This window comes from Paenarthrobacter aromaticivorans, from assembly GCF_019038615.1.
In the GTDB taxonomy this organism is placed as follows: Bacteria; Actinomycetota; Actinomycetes; order Actinomycetales; family Micrococcaceae; genus Arthrobacter; species Arthrobacter aromaticivorans.
This window is the reverse complement of record NZ_JAHOPC010000007.1, coordinates 102,190-122,009: the sequence shown is the minus strand read 5'-3', so window position 1 is coordinate 122,009 and position 19,820 is coordinate 102,190. Positions and strand designations below refer to the sequence as shown.

17 protein-coding genes are annotated in these 19,820 nt (G+C 61.9%); 7 read left to right on the top strand and 10 right to left on the bottom strand.

All coding sequences use genetic code 11. The features are described from left to right. Window positions 1-82: 82 nt before the first annotated feature. The 3 genes from KSW38_RS12885 to KSW38_RS12875 all read right to left on the bottom strand — a co-directional run bounded on the left by KSW38_RS12885 (window position 83) and on the right by KSW38_RS12875 (window position 4,271). The gene (locus KSW38_RS12885) at window positions 83-955 is read right to left on the bottom strand and encodes an NAD-dependent epimerase/dehydratase family protein (RefSeq protein WP_216925319.1); all 873 of its coding nucleotides are present in this window, start codon (window positions 953-955) and stop codon (window positions 83-85) included. 343 nt (window positions 956-1,298) lie between these two features. After that, the gene (locus KSW38_RS12880) at window positions 1,299-3,551 is read right to left on the bottom strand and encodes an HNH endonuclease signature motif containing protein (RefSeq protein WP_308169366.1); all 2,253 of its coding nucleotides are present in this window, start codon (window positions 3,549-3,551) and stop codon (window positions 1,299-1,301) included. 51 nt (window positions 3,552-3,602) lie between these two features. Then, the gene (locus KSW38_RS12875) at window positions 3,603-4,271 is read right to left on the bottom strand and encodes an SACE_7040 family transcriptional regulator (protein ID WP_428982386.1); all 669 of its coding nucleotides are present in this window, start codon (window positions 4,269-4,271) and stop codon (window positions 3,603-3,605) included. 144 nt (window positions 4,272-4,415) lie between these two features. On the opposite strand from KSW38_RS12875, the gene KSW38_RS12870 reads away from it, so the two are divergent. Genes KSW38_RS12870 through KSW38_RS12840 form a run of 7 tightly spaced genes read left to right on the top strand, consistent with a single transcriptional unit; the run spans window position 4,416 to window position 12,360 of the window. Then, the gene (locus KSW38_RS12870; RefSeq protein WP_216925318.1) at window positions 4,416-6,026 is read left to right on the top strand and encodes a carboxyl transferase domain-containing protein; all 1,611 of its coding nucleotides are present in this window, start codon (window positions 4,416-4,418) and stop codon (window positions 6,024-6,026) included. Window positions 6,027-6,028: 2 nt separating this feature from the next. Continuing rightward, the gene (locus KSW38_RS12865; protein ID WP_216925317.1) at window positions 6,029-8,233 is read left to right on the top strand and encodes an ATP-binding protein; all 2,205 of its coding nucleotides are present in this window, start codon (window positions 6,029-6,031) and stop codon (window positions 8,231-8,233) included. Continuing rightward, window positions 8,230-9,393, top strand: coding sequence for an acyl-CoA dehydrogenase family protein (locus tag KSW38_RS12860; RefSeq protein ID WP_216925316.1), 1,164 nt, complete (start codon window positions 8,230-8,232; stop codon window positions 9,391-9,393). Before KSW38_RS12865 ends, KSW38_RS12860 begins: the two co-directional genes overlap by 4 nt. Before the next feature lie 20 nt (window positions 9,394-9,413). Then, the gene (locus tag KSW38_RS12855) at window positions 9,414-10,214 is read left to right on the top strand and encodes a CoA transferase subunit A (RefSeq protein ID WP_216925315.1); all 801 of its coding nucleotides are present in this window, start codon (window positions 9,414-9,416) and stop codon (window positions 10,212-10,214) included. After that, a complete protein-coding gene (locus KSW38_RS12850) occupies window positions 10,211-10,963 on the top strand; it encodes a CoA transferase subunit B (protein ID WP_216925314.1) in 753 nt (250 codons plus the stop codon). The genes KSW38_RS12855 and KSW38_RS12850 overlap by 4 nt, the downstream gene beginning before the upstream one ends. Next, the gene (locus tag KSW38_RS12845; RefSeq protein WP_216925313.1) at window positions 10,960-11,445 is read left to right on the top strand and encodes a MaoC family dehydratase; all 486 of its coding nucleotides are present in this window, start codon (window positions 10,960-10,962) and stop codon (window positions 11,443-11,445) included. The genes KSW38_RS12850 and KSW38_RS12845 overlap by 4 nt, the downstream gene beginning before the upstream one ends. Window positions 11,446-11,490: 45 nt before the next feature. Continuing rightward, a complete protein-coding gene (locus tag KSW38_RS12840; RefSeq protein WP_216925312.1) occupies window positions 11,491-12,360 on the top strand; it encodes an HpcH/HpaI aldolase/citrate lyase family protein in 870 nt (289 codons plus the stop codon). 104 nt (window positions 12,361-12,464) lie between these two features. On the opposite strand, the gene KSW38_RS12835 is transcribed toward KSW38_RS12840, so the two are convergent. Genes KSW38_RS12835 through KSW38_RS12805 form a run of 7 tightly spaced genes read right to left on the bottom strand, consistent with a single transcriptional unit; the run spans window position 12,465 to window position 19,752 of the window. Beyond that, window positions 12,465-13,568, bottom strand: a complete 1,104-nt coding sequence (locus KSW38_RS12835; protein ID WP_216925311.1) for a Gfo/Idh/MocA family protein — start codon at window positions 13,566-13,568, stop codon at window positions 12,465-12,467. Further along, the gene (locus KSW38_RS12830; RefSeq protein WP_216925310.1) at window positions 13,553-14,254 is read right to left on the bottom strand and encodes a ThuA domain-containing protein; all 702 of its coding nucleotides are present in this window, start codon (window positions 14,252-14,254) and stop codon (window positions 13,553-13,555) included. The genes KSW38_RS12835 and KSW38_RS12830 overlap by 16 nt, the downstream gene beginning before the upstream one ends. Window positions 14,255-14,311: 57 nt before the next feature. Further along, on the bottom strand, window positions 14,312-15,316 hold the full coding sequence (locus KSW38_RS12825; protein WP_216925309.1) for a sugar phosphate isomerase/epimerase family protein: 1,005 nt from the start codon (window positions 15,314-15,316) through the stop codon (window positions 14,312-14,314). An 11-nt stretch (window positions 15,317-15,327) separates the two neighbouring features. Further along, window positions 15,328-16,548 (bottom strand): Gfo/Idh/MocA family protein, encoded by a 1,221-nt coding sequence (locus tag KSW38_RS12820; RefSeq protein WP_216925308.1) that lies wholly within the window; start codon window positions 16,546-16,548, stop codon window positions 15,328-15,330. Between the two features lie 45 nt (window positions 16,549-16,593). Beyond that, complete coding sequence (locus tag KSW38_RS12815) at window positions 16,594-17,499, bottom strand: carbohydrate ABC transporter permease (RefSeq protein WP_216925307.1); 906 nt, start codon at window positions 17,497-17,499, stop codon at window positions 16,594-16,596. Between the two features lies 1 nt (window position 17,500). Next, window positions 17,501-18,430 (bottom strand): carbohydrate ABC transporter permease, encoded by a 930-nt coding sequence (locus tag KSW38_RS12810; RefSeq protein ID WP_216925306.1) that lies wholly within the window; start codon window positions 18,428-18,430, stop codon window positions 17,501-17,503. After that, window positions 18,427-19,752: an extracellular solute-binding protein gene (locus tag KSW38_RS12805; protein ID WP_216925305.1), complete on the bottom strand. Its 1,326-nt coding sequence runs from the start codon at window positions 19,750-19,752 to the stop codon at window positions 18,427-18,429. The genes KSW38_RS12810 and KSW38_RS12805 overlap by 4 nt, the downstream gene beginning before the upstream one ends. Window positions 19,753-19,820 lie beyond the last annotated feature (68 nt).

Sequence of the window (19,820 nt, the reverse complement as noted above, 5' to 3'; positions counted from 1 at the left end):
CACGAACGTAGGAAGCTGCGCCGGCCCGCCCCTTTACGAGTGCTTGCAGGAAACTGCGGCTCAGGGGTGGGTCGTCGCGCGTTCAGTCTTCTGTGGGCGTGGTCCGATTGGAATGGACATCGCGCCAACTGTGTTCCGGCTCAAAGCCAAGGAGCCGCCGCGCTTTGTCGATGGACAGCATGGTTTCGTGCTGGCCCAGTTCCTTGACAACCTCGACGCCGGGAAAGACTTCGGCGGCAAGCCCGGCGCTGCTTCGGCTCATCACGGTGTCCGAAGCGGCGATGATGAAGGTCTCGAAACCAGGCGCACCTTTCTCCAACGCGCGAACTACTGCCTGGGCGCCGTCGCGGGCATCGATGTAGCCCCACAGATTCCACTTGCGCAGGGTGGCGTCCGAGTCGTAGGACGGGAAGGCGTCGTAGTCTTCGGGGTCCATCACGTTGGAGAACCTGAGTGCAGTGATGCTCAACGATGGGTCCCAGCGCGTGAGCTGGATGGCCATCTGCTCCTCAAGGTGTTTCACCAGGGAGTACGTGCTTTCAGGCCGGGCCGCGTACTCCTCATCCACGGGAATGTAGGGAGGGTCGATATCGAAAGGGAGCCCCAGGACTGTCTCGCTGGAGGCATAAACCACCTTCTTGATGCCCGCTCGCCGGGCTGCTTGGAAGACGTTATAGGTGGAGAGCATGTTGTTTTCAAAAATTGCGGCGTCCGGAGCCAACCCCGGTGCGGGGATGGCAGCCAAGTGGACGATCGCGTCCAAGCCGCTGTGTTGATCGTCCAGGCCGAGGACGACGTCCAGGACCTGGCCATAGTTGCGGAGGTCTACGTTGACGTAGCCGCGGCCCCTCTTGCCTGCGCGGTCCATGTTGAGCACGTGGTGACCGTCCTGTGTCAGTCGGCGGACCACGCTCCTGCCCAATTTTCCGCTTCCGCCGGTTACGGCAATCCTCATGGTGCGCTCCTTGATAATGGCTGGTACCAACCCTGTTGCTTTATGGATTCAGTAAGGGTTCGAGCTTCAGCCTAGGCTCCACTTCCGCCCCGCACAGCCCCTGAAACTGGCCCTGTGAGTCCTAGGAATACTGGAACAGCCCGAGAACATACGGGTTGACTGTGCAGATTGCAGATTTGCAGGCAGGGGTAATCAGGCAACTGGCGCAGGTAGAGGCAGGGACCTAGCGCCCGTCTGTGCACGCGCGCAGACAGCCGGCACCCGATCTGTGCATCGCATTCGCCACCCTTCCGCAGTACCTGGGCCGCCCTCTGTCCGCACCTGGCATCGTTGTCGGGCAGGTTTATGTTCTGAGGGGTGTGTGGTGGTGGTTGCGTCGGGGTGTTTGTTTGGGGTCGATGTGTGGGGGTGGGGTGAACCAGGGCACGCCTGTGGTGGTGGTGATGGTCCAGTTTTCTTTCTGGATGAGGTGGTGGTGGTGGCTGCAGAGCAGGGTGCCGTTGTCGGTGGATGTGGTGCCGCCGTGTGACCAGTAGGTGATGTGGTGGGCTTCGCACCAGGGGGCGGGCATGGTGCAGTCGGGGAAGGCGCAGCCTTGGTCGCGGGCGGTGATGGCTTTGCGGATGTGGGGTGGGAAGATCCGGGTGGTGCGGCCGATGTCCAGGATGCGGGAGGCGGTTCCGAGCAGGACGGGGAGGATGTCGGCGTCGCAGGCGATTTTGCGGATGGTGTTGGGGTGCATCGGGCCGGTAAAGGTGGCGGTGCCGGAGCTGAGCCGGGAGTGGTGCGGGTCAGGTCCTGTGCCTGTGGTCTGGGTGGCGGCTGTGCGGGGCCGGGGGTTCTGTTGGTCAGGTCCCGTGGTCTGGGTGGCGGCTGTGCCGGGTGGCGTGGGGGCTGCACCGGCTGGTGTTGCTGTGCTTGGGGTGGGGGCCGTGCGTGTGAGTCGTTCGAAGAGGTCGCGTTCGTCGATGGTGACGGCGAGTTGGGGTCGGAGTCCGCCGTTGGAGGGCAGTTTCCCTGTGGTCATCGCGACGGCGCACGCTCCGACGAGGCCGTTGAGGAGTTTCTGGGCCCGCGTGCGGCGGTCCAGATCCGGTCCGCCTGACCTGGTGTCTGGTCCGCGGTGGAGTGCAGTTGCGGTGCCGTCGTGGGTGCTGGTGCTGGTGCTGTTGCCTGTGCTGCTGTCGGGAGCGGTGCCGGGCTCGCCGTTGTGGCCCGTGAGTCGGGGGTTGGTGGCGGTGTTCATGGCGGTGGCCAGGGTTTCGTATTGTTCTGCGGTGGCGAAGATTTCGATGTGGTGGAGCCCGTGGCGGCGTCGTCGCCGGAGGAACGCGCCCTGGAGTTGGCGGAGAACTTCTTCGGACGGTTCGGGACCGTCTTGGTCGATCGAATCGACCCAGCGTTTGGCAATTGTGGTGACAAAGTCCGGGTCGGATTCAATGGCCGTCGCGGTAAGGGCGTGTTCCATCCGGGTGATGGTGCCGTCATCGGTGAGCTGCCGGACTTTGTCCAGTGCGGTGCTGATGATCGTCGCGGACCGGGAAGGCACCAGAGCTGAGGAGAGGGCTTCGGCCAGCGCTTCCCGCCGGGCCGGGATCTCCTGCCCGGCCATTCCGGCCTGCGGAAGGACATCGGGTGCGAGGGCGAGCCTGCGCCGGGCTTCCCCGATGCTGATCCGCAACCGGGCCCGAAGGAACTCAGCGGCATTCCGGTACCCGTCATCCACGACGCTGTCCGTTGGCGTAACCCTCGCATCCGTGGCTGCTTCGGTCCAACCGGTCCGCCACTCGGGCGCCCCACCCGACGACCCCGGCGAGGTTTGCTGTGCTTCTTTCCGGGTCCTTTCCACCGCCTGCGCCGCGACAACCTGCAAGTACTCCAAAGATCGGGAGATCTCCTCGACCCTGCCGGCAAAGTCGGCGGCCTCAACAAAGCCACACAGCCGCGCCGCATCGGCTGCTGCGGACAACCGCAAGGGGTCCAAGAGAGCCGCGCCGTGCTCAAGGAGTGCCGTCAGATCCCGTCCGGTAGCCGGAGGATTGGGATGCCTGTTTTCGAAATGGGGGCTCGGCTGGGCAAGCTCCGGACCATGGCCGGTCCAAGCTTTCCACTGTGGGTCACGGATCTCGCAGGCGGCGGAGGCCGAGGCGTCTACGGTGTCTGTGGATCTAGCGCCTGTGGATCTAGCGCCTGTGGATCCGGTGTCTGTGGATCTGGCGCCTGTTGGCCCGGTGTCTGTGGATCTGGCGCCTGTTGGCCCGGTGTGCGTGGATTTGGCGCCGGCGGGCCCTGAGGCCCGGCCGAACTCGGCCTTGCCGTTGAGCGGCGCAGCGTCGTTGCCCAGCCCAACTGCATTGCCTAGCCCAGCTCTGTTGCCCAGCCCACCTGCATTGCGTAACCCGCCGTGGAAATGGCCGATCCCGCTCATGGACGCCGTCGAACCCTTGAACCCGGCCTTGACCAAGTCCGGCATGCTCAAGAAGCGCTGTGACCGGACCGCGGCCAGGACAGCGACAACAGGGGACGGTTCCGTCCTAAGTGTTGTCAGCTGCTCCGTATCTTCCATGATCAAAATCATTTCATCGGGGTCTGACATTTAAAGAGAACACCTGGAAGACGGTCCCAATCTCCCGAAAAGAGTTAACAATCAGGCTGCTGTCAGCGCAGCCAAGGCCATCTGCTCCAAGATGGGCCTGGCCGACTTTACCGCGATCTTTCGTCCGTGATGGCGGACGGAGTGAGGGGTGGAATTGATCAGGCCGAAGGCTGCGTGCGCCCGGACGCGGAGGTCGGAGACATCTGTGTCGGAATGGATGCGTGCCAGGACGTCCACCCAGGTTTCAACGTAGGCGCGTTGCAGGGACCGGACTTCGGCTTGGTCGGTGCTGCTGAGGCTCCCGAAGTCTCGGTCCTGGACACGTATGACGTCCGGGTTGCTCAGCGCAAAGTCCACCTGGAACTGGATCAAGCCCTTCAGTGCATCCATGGGGTTCTCCGCTTCCGCGACCACGCGGAGGCCGCCGTCGAGCAGATCGCGGCTGACGCTGAGGAGAAGCTCGCCGAGGACGGCCTGTTTGCCGGGGAAGTGCCGGTAAACGGCAGGCCCGCTGACGCCTGCCGCCGCCCCAAGATCCTCAAGCGAAACCCGCGTGAAGCCGTTTTCTGCAAAGAGTCCCGCGGCCGCTGAAAGCAATGCGAGCCTTCGGAGTTCCTTGGCTTGGCCTCGCTGCGTTGCCGGAACTGGGTTGCCTGCCGGGGCTGGGTTGCTTGCTGGGGCTGCGCTGCGGACAGTGCCTGTTTCCGGGCCTCCGGTCACGTTCTCCTCCTTGGTGCCACTGCCAGGGATGTGGGTTTGCACGGTCCCACTGTGCTGGACATCACAGTTAATAAAGACTAACCTAAATTTCAGTTACGTGGCACTAACCGAAATGGCCTGGGGCCGGGAATGGAACAGTGGTCGATGGAGACAATCGCCAGCTTGGCAGGGCCCGACAGCGGCACCTTTGAAGCCAATCAGGAAGCACAGCTGGCCCTCGTGGGGGAACTGAAGGAACGTCTTGCCGTGGCAGCCCTCGGGGGGCCCGCGAAATCCAGGGAGCGTCATGTCGCCCGAGGCAAACTGCTGCCCCGCGAGCGGATTGACTACCTCCTGGACGAGGGGAGCCCCTTCCTGGAGATAGCGCCCCTGGCCGCCAACGGCATGTACAACAATGATTCGCCGGGCGCAGGCGTGATTGCCGGTATTGGGTTGGTCCATGGCCGGCACGTCCTGGTGATTTCCAACGACGCCACGGTCAAGGGCGGCACCTACTACCCCATGACGGTAAAAAAGCACCTCAGGGCTCAGGAAATTGCCCTGGAAAACAAGCTTCCGTGTATCTACCTTGTGGATTCCGGGGGAGCGTTCCTGCCCAAGCAGGATGAGGTTTTCCCCGACAAAGAGCACTTTGGCCGCATCTTCTACAACCAAGCGCGCATGTCGGCAGCCAAGATTCCGCAAATTGCCTCGGTGATGGGTTCGTGCACGGCCGGCGGCGCATATGTGCCGGCTATGAGTGACGAAACAGTGATCGTCCGCAATCAGGGCACTATCTTCCTCGGGGGGCCGCCCCTGGTGAAGGCAGCGATCGGTGAGATTGTCACCGCTGAGGAACTAGGCGGTGGTGACGTGCACTCCAGGATTTCCGGTGTTACGGACCACCTGGCCGAGAACGACCAACACGCGCTGGAAATCGTCCGGGACATCGTTGGCACGTTGCCCAAGCCAGCCACGCCGGCGTGGGACGTGCTCGACGTCGTCCTGCCGCCCGTCGTCGACCCCTCCGGGATTTATGGCGTGGTCCCCACAGACGTCAACGCCCAGTACGACGTCCGCGAAGTAATCGCCCGGCTCGTGGACGGTTCCCAATTCCATGAGTTCAAGAAAAATTACGGCACCACGCTGGTGACCGGATTTGCCCATCTCCACGGACACCCCGTTGGCATCGTGGCGAACAACGGGGTCCTGTTCAGTGAGTCCTCGCTTAAGGGCGCCCACTTCATCGAACTCTGCGATCAACGCGGCATTCCGCTGATCTTCCTGCAGAACCTCTCAGGTTTCATGGTGGGCAAAGACTACGAGCAAGGCGGCATCGCCAAGAACGGCGCAAAGATGGTCACAGCGGTCGCAACAGCGAGGGTCCCCAAACTGACCGTTGTCATTGGCGGCTCCTTCGGCGCCGGAAACTACTCCATGTGCGGGCGGGCCTACTCGCCGCGTTTCCTGTGGATGTGGCCAGCTGCGCGCATTTCAGTGATGGGCGGAAACCAGGCATCCAGTGTCCTGGCAACGGTCAAAAGGGACCAGTTCGAGGCCGCCGGCCAGGAATGGTCAGCCGAGGAAGAAGAGGCCTTCAAGGCTCCCATTAAACAGCAGTACGAGGAACAAGGCAGCCCATATTACTCCACCGCACGGCTTTGGGATGACGGCATCATCGATCCCGCAGACACCCGACGGGTCCTGGGCATGGCCTTGGATGTCGTCTCCCGCCAGCAACTGCCCGAGACCTCCTTCGGTCTCTTCAGGATGTGACTATGACTCTGCCAACCACCACAGCATCGGCCGCCGCCGCCGCGGCGTCCCGTCCGTTCAGGGCCGTCCTCGTTGCCAACCGCGGTGAGATCGCCTGCCGCGTGATCCGAACCCTCAGGGACATGGGCATCCGCTCCATTGCCGTCTATTCGGACGCGGATAAGCACGCCCAGCACGTGGCCCTTGCCGATACCGCAGTGGCCATCGGGGGCACGGCACCCTCGGAGAGCTACTTGAAAATCGACGCCATCATCGATGCCTGCCGCCGCAGCGGTGCGGAGGCGGTCCACCCCGGCTACGGCTTCCTGTCAGAGAATGTGGAGTTCGCCAAAGCCCTTGACGCGGCCGGGATAACGTTCATCGGGCCGGGCATTGACGCCATCGAGGTCATGGGCGACAAGATCCGTTCCAAAAACCACGTCATGGCCTACGACGTCCCGTGCGTACCCGGAATTGCAGTACCCGGCCTCACGGACCAGGAACTGATCCACGCAGCTCCGTCGGTAGGCTTTCCGTTGCTCATCAAGCCCTCGGCAGGTGGCGGCGGCAAAGGAATGCACATCGTCGAGCGGCCCGAAGACATGGCTGCAACGCTGCAGACCGCACGGCGCGTGGCAGCTTCGGCGTTCGGTGATGACACGCTGTTCCTGGAACGGCTCATCAAGGCACCCCGCCACATCGAGGTCCAGGTCCTCGCGGATAACCACGGCAACGTCATCCACCTGGGCGAGCGCGAATGTTCCCTCCAGCGCCGCCATCAGAAAGTGATCGAGGAAGCTCCTTCGGCACTCTTTGAATCGCTGGCGGACGGCCCGGCCGAACGGGCCCGCATTGGAGAAGCAGCCTGCAACGCAGCACGTTCGGTCAAATACAGCGGTGCCGGCACCGTGGAATTCCTGGTGTCCGACGAACATCCCGATGAGTTCTTCTTCATGGAGATGAACACGCGCTTGCAGGTGGAGCACCCCGTCACCGAAATGGTCACCGGGATAGACCTCGTTGAATGGCAGGTGCGCATCGCCGCCGGTGAGCTGCTCACCGTTGCCCAGTCCGACGTCGTTCTTGAAGGCCACGCCGTGGAGGCGCGGGTCTATGCGGAAGTGCCGGAGCGGAACTTCATGCCCTCGATGGGACGCGTTGTTGCGCTGGCCGAGAATGGCGGGGCGGATCCCAAGGTGCTCGGCGAGCAACGCTCCAATGCGAACGTCAGGATCGACTCCGCCATGCGCGAGGACCTTGAGATCACCGGCGACTACGATCCCATGCTGGCCAAGGTCATCGCCTGGGGCGAAAACCGCGCCGCTGCGCTGGACACCTTGGACGCCGCCTTGGGCAGGTACACCCTCCTGGGCTTGGACACGAACGTGGAATATCTCCGGCTGCTGATCAATGATCCTGACGTCCGCGCCGGCCACCTGGATACGGGGCTGATCGAACGCAAGCTGCCGTCCATGGAGTTCAGGCACCCAGGCGCCAACGAGTTGATCGCCGCCGCCCTAACGCTGTGGTTCGAAAAGAAGGCAAACCCTGGGGCTGCTGCAAACGCCGGCAACGCCTGGAGTTCGCCGGACTCTTGGCGGGTGGGTGCCCGCGGCGCATGGAGTGCCACGTTCGGCCTGCCCGGCGGCGGCACCTCCACCGTTGCTTTGATTGAGGACTCCGGCATCTTCTCGGCAACCATCGACGGCGGCCCTGACGCGGGCCGTTCGGCCAAAGTCAACGCCGTGGAACGGACCGGGGAGGGCATCGTCCTGGAGATCGACGGCGGTCGCCTCACCTATGCGGTTGGCCTATCACCGGCCGGGACGAGCGGGATCCGCGGGATCTACCTTGGCAACGACGGCTGGTCCTGCCACCTGGAAGTCCTGAACCGCGCAGAACGTCTTCACAGGATGCTCGCAGGCATCCAGCGCGAAGATGGTGCTGCAGATCCGGAGGTGCGCTCGCCGATGCCCGGAACTGTGGTTTCCGTGGCAGTGGCCAACGGAGACGTGGTCAAAGAGGGGCAGCCGCTCCTGGCGGTGGAAGCCATGAAAATGGAGCACCAATTGGTGGCAACGGTTTCCGGAACCGTCCACCTCACCAGCAAACCGGGCGATCTGGTCAAAGCCGACCAGGTACTCGCCACTATTCACGCAGCAGACCCTCTCGAAGGGCGCGCAGAGACAGACAAACCCGCAGCGTCAGACAAGGAAGTCCAGCCATGAGCAGTTTTGACCTTAACGAGGAATACCAGGACCTCAGTGATTCCGTCCGCGAATTCGCCGACGAAGTGGTGGCACCCGTATCTGCCAAACACGATGAAGAACACAGCTTCCCTTATGAAGTGGTCAAGCAGATGGGGGAAATGGGGCTGTTCGGCCTACCGTTCCCGGAGGAGTTCGGTGGAATGGGCGGAGACTACTTCGCCTTGGCGCTGGCTCTGGAGCAGTTGGGCCGGGTAGACCAGTCCGTGGCAATCACGCTTGAGGCTGGCGTGTCACTCGGCGCCATGCCGGTGTACCGTTTCGGCACGCAGGAACAGAAGGAGCGCTGGCTTCCGGAGTTGGCATCGGGACGATCCTTGGCCGGATTCGGGTTGACCGAGCGTGAGGCAGGTTCCGATGCAGGCGGTACCAAGACCCACGCCCACATAGACAACGGGGAATGGGTCATCAACGGCAATAAGGAGTTCATCACGAACTCCGGCACGGACATCACCACTTTGGTGACCGTCACTGCTGTCACCGGCAAGACGGAAAACTCCGACGGCAGTCCCAGGAAAGAAATATCCACCATCCTGGTGCCCACCGAAACCCCGGGCTTCAAGGCTGAGAGGGCCTACAACAAGGTGGGCTGGAATGCGTCGGACACGCATCCACTGACTTTGGACAATGTCCGGGTTCCTGAAGCGAACCTCCTGGGCCAGCGGGGCAGGGGATACGCCAGCTTCCTGTCGATCCTTGACGAGGGTCGCATTGCCATTGCCGCCTTGGGCACGGGCGCGGCCCAGGGTTGCGTGGACCTTTCGGTGAAGTACGCCAAGGAACGCAGCGCCTTTGGCCAGAACATCGGCAAGTACCAGGCCATCCAATTCAAGATCGCAAGGATGCAGGCGAGGGCCCATACGGCTCGTTTGGCCTATTACGATGCAGCAGCGAGAATGCTGGCTGGCAAGCCGTTCAAGACTGAAGCGGCCATCGCTAAGATGGTCGCAGGCGAGGCAGCCATGGACAACGCACGGGACGCCACCCAGGTGTTCGGTGGCTATGGCTTCATCAACGAGTTCACAGTGGCGCGCCATTACCGCGACTCCAAGATTCTTGAAGTCGGGGAAGGCACCACTGAGGTCCAGTTGATGCTCATCGCCCGCGAGCTGGGTCTGTAACCGTACGGGAAGGATCAAGGATGATTGACAAGGTTGTTGCCAGCGCTGCGGAAGCGGTGAAGGACATCCCGGACGGCGCCTCGCTCGCTGTCGGTGGTTTTGGCTTATGCGGCATCCCCGTATCGCTGATCGACGCGCTCCACAGCCAGGGCACGACCGACTTGGAGACCGTGAGCAACAACTGTGGCGTGGACGATTGGGGCCTCGGAATCCTCCTCAAGGATGGACGGATCCGCCGCACCATCAGCTCCTATGTAGGTGAAAACAAGGAGTTTGCCAGGCAGTACCTCGCCGGCGAACTGGAGGTGGTCCTCACCCCGCAGGGCACCCTTGCCGAGAAACTACGCGCAGGGGGCGCCGGCATTCCCGCCTTTTATACGAAGGCCGGTGTGGGAACGCAGGTCTCCGAGGGCGGTTTGCCACAAAAGTACGACGCCGAAGGGAACGTTGCGATCGCCTCGGCCCCCAAGGAGGTGCGCACCTTCCAGGACGCCGACTACGTACTGGAAGAATCACTGACGCCGGACTTCGGGCTGGTCCATGCGTGGAAGGGCGACCGCCATGGCAACCTCGTTTTCCACGCCACAGCCATGAACTTCAACCCCCTCTGTGCCATGGCCGCCAAGACAACCATTGCCGAGGTCGAAGAGCTCGTGGAAACCGGCGAGCTGGACCCGGAACACATTCATACCCCGGGCATTTTCGTGCAAAGAGTGGTGGTGGCTCCCACAACGGAGAAACGGATTGAGAAACGGACGGTGGCTCTGAGCACGAGCCAAGCGACTGGCCAGGCGACCAGGCAGGCAGGTGCAGCACAGTGAACGACAACTCGTACCAGGACATCCCGCCCCGTCCCGAAGCCGTGCGTCATGAGTACCGGCGTGCCGACGTCGACCATCACGAAGCCAAAGGCTGGACCCGCAACGAACTTGCTGCGCGGGTAGCCCATGAACTCACCAACGGCCAGTACGTGAACCTGGGGATTGGGATGCCCACCCTGATCCCCAACTACATTCCTGCGGGTGTGGAAGTAATCCTCCATTCCGAGAACGGCATCCTGGGCGTCGGGCCTTATCCGGCCGAGGACCAGGTTGATCCGGACCTCATCAACGCTGGGAAAGAAACTGTCACCATCAAACCCGGTGCGGCTTTCTTCGATTCGGCCTCGTCCTTTGGCATGATCCGGGGCGGCCACGTGGATGTGGCGGTCCTGGGTGCCATGGAAGTGGCCGCCAACGGCGATCTGGCCAATTGGATGATCCCCGGAAAGATGGTCAAGGGCATGGGTGGGGCCATGGACCTCGTGTTCGGTGCCAAGAAGGTGATCGTCATGATGGAGCATGTGGACCGCAACGGCAGGCCCAAGATCGTCAAGGACTGCACCCTGCCCCTCACGGGCAAAGGCTGCGTAGACCGGATCATCACCGACCTCGCCGTGATCGACGTCGTCAAGGACGAAGGTGAGCCGCGCCTGGTCCTTCGCGAGCTGGCCCCCAACGTCACTTTGGACGACGTCGTGGCTGCCACCGGGGCCGAACTCTTCGAAGAGGACCAGGAACTCACCGTATGACGCGTGTTGTTGAGCAGCGTGGACTGTACTTCGATGAGCTTGAAGAGGGCGTGATCTACGCCCATAAGCCCGGACGAACCGTGACGGAGACGGACAATGTCCTGTTCACTACCTTGACCATGAACACCCAGGCGCTGCACTTGGACGCAGCCTGGAGCTCACAGCAACCGTTCGGGCAGCGGTTGATGAATTCGATGTTCACCTTGTCCACGATGGTGGGGCAGTCGGTGACCCAGCTGACGCAGGGCACCATCATCGCCCAACTGGGGCTGACGGATGTCACCTTTCCCCACCCCCTCTATCACGGGGATACCCTGTACACGGAAACGGTGATCACCGCCAAACGGTTATCGTCCTCGCGTCCTGGCCAGGGTGTGGTGACTATGCAACATACTGGCAGGAACCAGGACGGAGTGGTGGTGGCACTTGCCACGCGGACCTGCTTGATGTGGACCCAGGAAGCACACGCCGCACAGTCCTAGGCTGTTTTCCGCATTTGTCAGCATTCCACCAGCAAGGAACCCTCTATGTCTTCTCCCGACTCTTCCCTCCGCGGTGCGGTTACACCGTTCATCATGGGGCCGGCACTCCTCTTCTGCCCTGCTGATCGGCCGGAACGCTTCGGCAAAGCGGCGGAGCGCTCGGACGCCGTGATCCTGGACCTCGAAGATGCCGTGGCTCCGGGGGACAAGCAGCGGGCCCGGGGCGCGATCCTCGCGCAGCTCGGATCCGAAGGAGACACTGCTGAGCTGGACCCGAGCCGGACGATTATCCGCGTCAATCCGGTGGGCTCCGCGGAATTCGAAAAGGACCTGCACAGCCTGGCGCACACGCCCTACCGCACTGTCATGCTCGCCAAGGCGGAGAGTGCCGCGCAGCTCAGGGCACTTGAGGGCTACCGGGTGATCGCACTCTGTGAAACGGCGGCAGGCATCGTCAATGCTTCAGCTATCGCCGCGGAACCCAACGTGGTTGCCTTGATGTGGGGCGCCGAGGACCTGCTGGCTTCCCTGGGCGGTCTGTCCAGCCGGAACGACGACGGCGGCTACCGGGCCGTGGCCCTGCACGCACGGTCCGCTGTGCTGCTTGCAGCCAAAGCCGCTGGCAAGGAAGCCATCGATTCCGTGTACGTGAACATCCCCGATCTCCAGGGCCTGTCTGTGGAATCCCTTGACGCGGTGGCCAGCGGCTTCGGTGCAAAGGCGTGCATCCACCCCAGCCAGGTGGCAACCGTGCGGGAAGCCTACGCACCCACGCCGGAAGCCGTGACAGAGGCCGCCGAGCTTCTCGATGCAGCATCCGCGGCCGGAACGGGCGTCTTCCAGTTCAAGGGCAAGATGATCGATGGCCCCATCCTCAAACACGCCGAGGCAACACTGCGCCGCGCTCGTCACTAACGACGAATCCGGCCCTCGTTCGCCCAACACACCGCAGAACGGCGAGGTGAGCGAACAAGGGCCGGATTTGTGGCCGGGCGGGATGTTTGGCGGCGGCCGGAACGTTAGGCGCGTACCGACGTCGAAAGTTCTGCCAGTTCCACCATGTCCGGACGCTTGACGGTGCTCTGGATAGCTACCGCCTGTCCTGTCTTGGCGGATTCCAGCACAGATTCCATGACCTCAAGGGCATGGAACGCGAGTTTGCCGCCGGCGCGGGGCTCTTGTCCCACCGGAGTGGCTGACAGATCGGCGATGCCAAAGCCGCGGCCGGCGTCCACGTAGCCTGCGGATACGGGCAGCGTTTTCCAGTCCCCGGCGCCTAGCTCGAACAGCTGCACATCGCCGTCGAAGTGATTGGGGTCCGGAACAACGAGCGAACCCTTCTCCCCATGGATTTCGATGTTGGGACTCTTTGTCTGGACGGCGTCGAAGCTCATGAACAGCGTTGACAGTGCTCCGGAAGCGTGGACCAGTACACCGGTAACGTGGGAATCGATAGCCACCGGTACTTTTTGCCCTTGGCGGGGACCGGAACCGATGGTGCGTTCGTTGCGCGTATGGCTGGCTGCGCCCACCACCGACACGACGGGCCCAAGCAACGTGACCAGCGCGGACACGTAGTAGGGGCCCATGTCCAGCAGCGGCCCGCCACCGGGCTGGTAATAGAAGTCCGGATTCGGATGCCAGCGCTCATGCCCTGGTGTGGCCATCGTGGCTGTCGCCGAAACAGGAGCGCCAATCAGGCCGTCGTCGATCGCTTTTCGGGCGGTCTGGATACCGGTGCCGAGGACAGTATCCGGAGCGCATCCCACAGTCACTCCCGCCGCATCTGCCGCCTCAAGTACTTGCCGGGCCTCGGCCGTGGTTGCAGCCAACGGCTTCTCGCCATAAACGGACTTGCCCGCAGCGATGGCCTTGAGCGCGATCTCAGCATGCGCTGCCGGGATGGTCAGGTTGAGGACAAGTTCGACGTCGTCCGCCTCAAGCAGCTCATCAACGGACAATGCACGGACGCCGTCGTAGGAGTCGGCAACTGCCTGGGCGCGGGCGGGATCGAGGTCCGCGACGGCCACGAGGTTGATGGAATCCAGCCGACGGAAGTTTGCCAGGTATTGGGCGATGATGGCGCCGCAGCCAATGATTCCTACATTTAGCGACTTGCCCACAGCATGCCCCTTTCGATGATCGTGCGGACGTTGCTGTCCTGGAGGATTTCCACGCGGTGGCCCGGAGTGGAGACGAAAATTCTTCCCTTGCCCCATTGCCTGGTCCAAATGGCGGGGGAGGTGACCTCACGGTTCCACGGGTCCCATTCGCGGACTTTCTGCGTAGTGGTCGCCAAGACATCGATGTAGTCATCGGCCAGAACCCAATACTGCTCGGTGACGAGGTCGAAGTCGGCGATTCCCTGCGTAATGGGGTGCTCTGCTGCGGCCGGGAGCATGTTCACCGTGTAGGGAACATAGTTATCCGACTGTTCGCCGATCCGTTCGTCCTCGTGCTTGCCCGGGTGGCAGGCGAACTGGCCCCCGATCAAGTGCAGGTAGTCCGAGGTGTTGCGGTAGGAATCGGCGATCCCACCATGCCATCCGGCAAGCCCAGTGCCATTTTCGACCGCCGTGCGGAGCCCCTCGAACTCGTCCTTTTCGATGGTGGACATCGTCATGCACTGCACGATGAGGTCCACTCCGGCCATGTATTCAGTGTCCGCGTAGATTTTGGGGGATTCCTCCACCCTGACCTCAAAGCCGTTCTCTTTGAGGAAGGGGAGGAACAATTCGGTGGCTTCCACCGGCTGGTGTCCGTCCCAGCCCCCTCGAACCACAAGTGCGGTCTTACTCTTGGTTGTCATGTTTTCCTTCGTATTCGTAAACGTCCGGGTGAGTCTGGTGGTTCTTCGAAAGCGCGTTCAGCGGGCGGCGAAGGCGGCATCGAAAGCTGCTGCCGGGGGCCGGATAGCAGCCAGTCGGCGGACCATGTCCAACGCTTCCGGAGCGCCGACCAGCCGGTCCATACCCGCGTCTTCCCATTCGATGCTGGTGGGTCCGGCATACCCGATCGAGTTGAGCGTCCGGAAAATGGGTTCCCAGTTCACGTCGCCATGGCCTGCGGTGACGAAGTCCCAGCCACGGCGCGGATCCGCCCAGGGCAGGTGGGATCCAAGGCGACCGTTGCGTCCATTGAGTTGGCGCACGGACTCCTTCACATGGACATGGAAGATCTTGTCCGCGAAGTCCTGGAGGAACATCACCGGGTCCAGGTCCTGCCAGATGAAGTGGGAGGGGTCAAAGTTCAGGCCAAAACTGTCCCTGTGCCCGATCGCGTCCAGTGTGCGTTTGGCCGTCCAGTAGTCGTAGGCGATCTCCGAAGGATGGACTTCCAAGGCAAACCGGACCCCTACCTCGTCAAAGACATCCAGAATGGGGTTCCAACGGTCTGCGAAGTCCTGGTAGCCGCGCTCGATCATGCCATCTGAAGCCGGCGGGAACATCGCAACGCACTTCCAGATGGACGAGCCCGTGAACCCCGTGACGGTTTTCACGCCAAGCCTTGCCGCCGCACGTGCCGTGGTCTTCATCGCTTCGGCAGCACGCTGACGGACGCCCTGAGGGTCGCCGTCGCCCCACACATCTGGTGCAAGGATGTCCCGGTGACGTTCATCGATGGGGTCATCGCACACGGCTTGTCCGGTGAGGTGGTTGGCGATCGCGTGGACCGAGAGATGGTGCTTCTCCAGGATGTCCAGCCTGCTTTGAAGATACGAGTCGTCCTCGACGATGCGCCGGGGATCCAGATGATCGCCCCAGCAGGCAATCTCCAGGCCGTCAAAGCCCCACTCGCCAGCCAGGCGCGCTACTTCCTCAAACGGCAGGTCGGCCCACTGGCCGGTAAAAAGGGTGATGGGTCGGGTCATGATGATTCCTCTCAGACGTTCTGCCAGCGGCTCGCGTTGCCCGCGCTCGCCTCAACGGCGGCCAGCACCTTTTGAACCTGCAAGGCATCAGCGAACGACGGCGAGGGCTGCTCCCCGGCGCCGATGGCATTCACCAGGTCCACCACCTGGTGGGTGAATCCGTGCTCGTAGCCAAGGCCGTGCCCGGTGGGCCACCAATTGCCCGTATACGGGTGTGACGGTTCGGTGACAATGATCTTGCGGAATCCGGCATCAGGTTCCAACGCAGAATCGTAGAACTGAAGCGAGTTCATGTCCTCGAAGTCGAAAGCCAGCGAGCCCTTGGTCCCGTTGAGCTCCAGGCGCATTGCGTTCTTCCGGCCCAGGGCAAAACGCGTGGCTTCGAAGATGCCGATGGGCCCTGCAACAGCGCCGGAATCAGTGCCGGCGGCAGCACCGTCGTCGTGCTTTCCGGCAAACCGAGCGGTGAACAGCGCGGCGTCGTCCACTGTGACCGGGCCCTTGGGAGCGTCCGAACCGCCGCGCCCACCGAGGCCCACGAAGTCACCGCCCACGGGGCGTTCCTTCACGAAGGTTTCCAGCAGGGCCGAGACGCCGGTGATGGTGGAGCCGGTGATCCACTGTGCGGCGTCGATGCTGTGGGCGCCGATATCGCCCAGTGAACCGGAGCCGGACTTGGACTTGTCCAGGCGCCACGTGAGCGGCGCATCCGCGTCACTGAGCCAGTCCTGCAGGTATTGCGCCCGGACGTGGCGGATGTCGCCCAGGCGCCCTTCCTCCACCATCCGTTTAGCCAAGGCCAAAGCCGGAGTGCGGCGGTAACTGAATCCGCACATGGAGAGTACGCCGCGCTCGGCTGCCGCCTGGGCAACCGCTGTCATTTTCTCTGCCTCTTCCACTGAATTGGCCAGTGGCTTTTCGCAGAGCACGTGCTTGCCCGCTTCCAAGGCGGCGATGGCGATCTCGGCGTGCGTGTTTCCGGGGGTGCAGATATCGATGAGGTCAATGTCATCGCGCTCGATCAGGCGGCGCCAGTCGGTTTCCACGGAATCCCAGCCGTACTTCGTGGCAGCCGCACGCACGCCGTCCGGGTTGCGGCCGGCGACGGCAGTCAGTTCAGGTACCACGGGGAGGTCGAAGAATCGCGGGGCCGTCCGCCAGGCGTGCGAGTGGGCAGCGCCCATGAAGGCATAGCCCACCATGCCCACGCGGAGGCGTTTCGGTTCTGACATGTGAAAGTCCTTTCTTGTCTGACTTGGCACTCGGCTAGCGGCCGGCTACTTGCTGAAGCCTGCGGTAAGGCCACTGACCAACTGACGGCGTCCGAGGACGTAAATCACCAGGATTGGCAGGGTGCTCAGGACGACGGAGGCAAGCACGGCGGGGATGTTGACGCTGAACTCGCCCTGGAAAGTCCACAGTCCCAACGGGAGGACACGCAGTCCCGGGCTTTGGGTGAGTACCAGGGGCAGCAGGAATCCGTTCCAGACATGTAGGCCGTTGTAAATTGCCACGGTTACGATCGCCGGACGGGTCAAGGGCAGCGCCAACCTCCACATCGTTTGCCAATCACTGCAGCCATCCAGGCGCATTGACTCGAACAATTCGTTCGGGACATCGCGGATGAAGTTGGAGAGGATCAGGACCGTCAAAGGAATGGCGAACGCTATGGAGGGAAGCATGATGGCAAGGAGGCTGTCGTACAGGTTCAGCCGGATGATCATCAGGTAGATCGGAATGATGGTTGCCTGGAGCGGAATCGCCAAGCCCATGAGGAACATGCCATTCACAAACTTCAGGTAACGGCCGCGGCCACGAACAATCGCGAAGGCAGCCATGAAGGAGATCAATACCGTGGGGATCACGGAGCCTAGCGTGACGATCACGCTGTTCATGAAGTACGTAGCGAAGTTGGCCTCGAGAACCAGTTGGTAGTTCTCCAAGGTAGGTGCCGTCGGGAGGGCCAGTGGATTCTGCCCAAAGTACCCTTCGGACGTCTTCAGGCTGGTGATGACGATGTAGTAGATCGGCACAATGATGATGGCCAGCCATATCCAACCGCCAAGGCCTCCGGGAATGTTCAGCCGCTTCACCCGTGAACCGAGGCTCTGCTTGGCCTTGATGGAATGGCCCGGGGGAGTGGCCGGAGCGGTTTTCGAATCGCTTTGAAGGACAGTGCTCACCTTACAAACCTTCCAATTGGCTGCCCTGCTTGTCCTTGCCTCCAAGGCGCTGGAGGAACAGGGCAAGGACAAGGCCGATGACGACGAGGATGACCGCGATGACACTTGCCGGGCCCATCAGGTTGGCCCGGAAGCCGCGCAAGTACATGTCCAGCGCCAGGATTCGGGTGGAGTTACCCGGCCCGCCGCCGGTCAGGACGAAGATGAGGTCGAAGTACGTCAGCGATCCGACAACCATCAGGGTGGACGAGGTGATGATGGTGTATTTCAGCTGCGGAAGCGTGATGTGGAAGAACTGCTTGATGATTCCCGCACCATCGATCTGTGCTGCCTCGTACAGGGACTTGGGGATTTGCCGGACACCACCTTGGTAGATGAGCGTATGGAAGGGCACGAACTGCCAGGCGATCACAAAGATGACCAAGCCCAATGCCAACTGTGGGACGCCGAGCCAGTCTTGTGCCAGGAAGGGCAAACCCAGCCCCACCGCCAGGCCAAAGTTAGGGTCCAACAGTGCTTTATACGCGATGGCAACTGCCGCGGAGGAGAGGAGCAGCGGTAGGAAGTACAACACCGCCAGGGCAGCCCTGTAACGCTGCGTGCCGGCCGTGAAGACTCCCAGGAGAAGGCTGATGGGAGTCTGAACCAGCCAGGAGACAATCATGATCAGGAAAGTCAGGCCCAGTGCGTTGTACAGTCCGGGATCGCTGAGAACCGAGGACCAGTTCTCCAGACCGGCTGCTCCGATGGCGCCGATGCCGTCCCAGTTGGCGAAGCTCAGAACGAGGACACCTACCAGTGGCGCAAGTGCGAACACCACGAAGAAGATCAAAGCCGGCACCGTCAGCCATGCAAGGGCAGATTTTTGCTGCCCGGTCTGCTCGATTTTCCGCGATGCAGTGGCAGCCCTGTGAGTGGTTGTTGAGCTCATTTGCCCAGGGTGGCATTCATGTTCTCGGCGAACTGCTGTGGCGTGATCGACTTCAGGAAGAGTTGGTCGATGTTGTTAAGCAGGGCCTCGGCCGCAGTGGGACTCAGGGCTTGATCCCATGACTGCTGGAAGTTCGGGGCATTCTTGGCGAGGTCGTAGACGAAGTTCAGGAAGTCCTTGTCCGGGGACGTTGCGAGCTTGTCTTCAATTCCGTTGACGATCGGGACCGAACCGGAGTTGATGTAGGCGTCGATGACCGTTTCCGTCATGATGCCGTCCTTGAAGAACTTCTTGGCCGTTTCCTTTTCCTTGTCGGTGGCCTTGGCCGAAATCGACATGTACTGGGCGGGATTGCCTACGCCATTCTTCGGATCTCCCTTGCCTCCCGGGATCGTCGGGAAGGTGACGAAGCCCAGTTTTCCGTCCTGGACGAAGTTTTGGCCTTCCTTCTTCATGGGTCCGTACGTCCAGGAGCCTTGAAGCAACATTGCTGCTTTGCCCGTGAACAACAACGCTTGATCCGCTTTCGAATCCGCCGTAATGGAGGAGAAGCCCTTGATGAAGCCATCGGCGGATACCAGTTCCTGGATCTTGGTACCCGTTTCGATCACGGCCGGATCCATCCAGGCATTGGGTTTGCCTTCGAAAATCGCCTTGAATACGTCGGCCCCTCCGATGCGGTCCAGCAGGTATTCCAGCCACATCATGGAGGTCCAGCGGGATTGACCGCCCAGGGAGAACGGGGCAACGCCCATATCGTTGAAGGTCTTTACCAGCGACATGATGTCGTCCCAGGTCTTGGGTGGCTGCACCCCGGCCTTTTCAAAGAGCTCCTTGTTGTAGAACAGGACGATAGGCGCCACGTACTGGTTGGGGAGGGCGTAGATCTTGCCGTTGACGGTGGCTGCACCGAAGGAAGCGGGGAAGAACTTGTTTTTTAGATCCGGGTTGGCCTCGAACCAGCTGGTCAGGTCCTCCACCTGGTTGGCCTCGGCGTAGGTCTTCAACGTCCCGCCACCCCATCCATAAACGATGGTTGGGGCCTGGCCGGCGCCGATCGCGGTTTTGATCTTCGTCTTGTAAGCATCGTTCTGGAAGTACGTGACAGCAATCTTGTTGTCGGGATTCGACGAACCAAAAGCATCGACGGCCTTCTGGATGGTGGTCTGGTTCGGCTCACCGGAGAGGAACCACATGCTGGCGCCTCCTCCGCTCGCGCTGCCCGGTCCGGACGTACCGCAGGCACTGGTTGCCATGACTGCGAAGGGTGTAACTGCCGCTAGAGCCAGAAAAGAACGCCGTGATGATTGGAACTGCTTCATTGCTTCTCCATGTGTAGTCGCCTCGTTGGGCACCTTGCGGTGCCCATCTCCCAAAAGGAGTGACCACG

What these genes read in the sequence shown, in the direction of transcription:
- KSW38_RS12830 (WP_216925310.1), bottom strand. Translation starts at nt 14,254, where the DNA reads ATGACAACCAAGAGTAAGACCGCACTTGTGGTTCGAGGGGGCTGGGAC.
- KSW38_RS12820 (WP_216925308.1), bottom strand. Translation starts at nt 16,548, where the DNA reads ATGTCAGAACCGAAACGCCTCCGCGTGGGCATGGTGGGCTATGCCTTC.
- KSW38_RS12810 (WP_216925306.1), bottom strand. Translation starts at nt 18,430, where the DNA reads ATGAGCTCAACAACCACTCACAGGGCTGCCACTGCATCGCGGAAAATC.
- KSW38_RS12825 (WP_216925309.1), bottom strand. Translation starts at nt 15,316, where the DNA reads ATGACCCGACCCATCACCCTTTTTACCGGCCAGTGGGCCGACCTGCCG.
- KSW38_RS12860 (WP_216925316.1), top strand. Translation starts at nt 8,230, where the DNA reads ATGAGCAGTTTTGACCTTAACGAGGAATACCAGGACCTCAGTGATTCC.
- KSW38_RS12840 (WP_216925312.1), top strand. Translation starts at nt 11,491, where the DNA reads ATGTCTTCTCCCGACTCTTCCCTCCGCGGTGCGGTTACACCGTTCATC.
- KSW38_RS12885 (WP_216925319.1), bottom strand. Translation starts at nt 955, where the DNA reads ATGAGGATTGCCGTAACCGGCGGAAGCGGAAAATTGGGCAGGAGCGTG.
- KSW38_RS12880 (WP_308169366.1), bottom strand. Translation starts at nt 3,551, where the DNA reads ATGTCAGACCCCGATGAAATGATTTTGATCATGGAAGATACGGAGCAG.
- KSW38_RS12870 (WP_216925318.1), top strand. Translation starts at nt 4,416, where the DNA reads ATGGAGACAATCGCCAGCTTGGCAGGGCCCGACAGCGGCACCTTTGAA.
- KSW38_RS12845 (WP_216925313.1), top strand. Translation starts at nt 10,960, where the DNA reads ATGACGCGTGTTGTTGAGCAGCGTGGACTGTACTTCGATGAGCTTGAA.
- KSW38_RS12855 (WP_216925315.1), top strand. Translation starts at nt 9,414, where the DNA reads ATGATTGACAAGGTTGTTGCCAGCGCTGCGGAAGCGGTGAAGGACATC.
- KSW38_RS12805 (WP_216925305.1), bottom strand. Translation starts at nt 19,752, where the DNA reads ATGAAGCAGTTCCAATCATCACGGCGTTCTTTTCTGGCTCTAGCGGCA.
- KSW38_RS12865 (WP_216925317.1), top strand. Translation starts at nt 6,029, where the DNA reads ATGACTCTGCCAACCACCACAGCATCGGCCGCCGCCGCCGCGGCGTCC.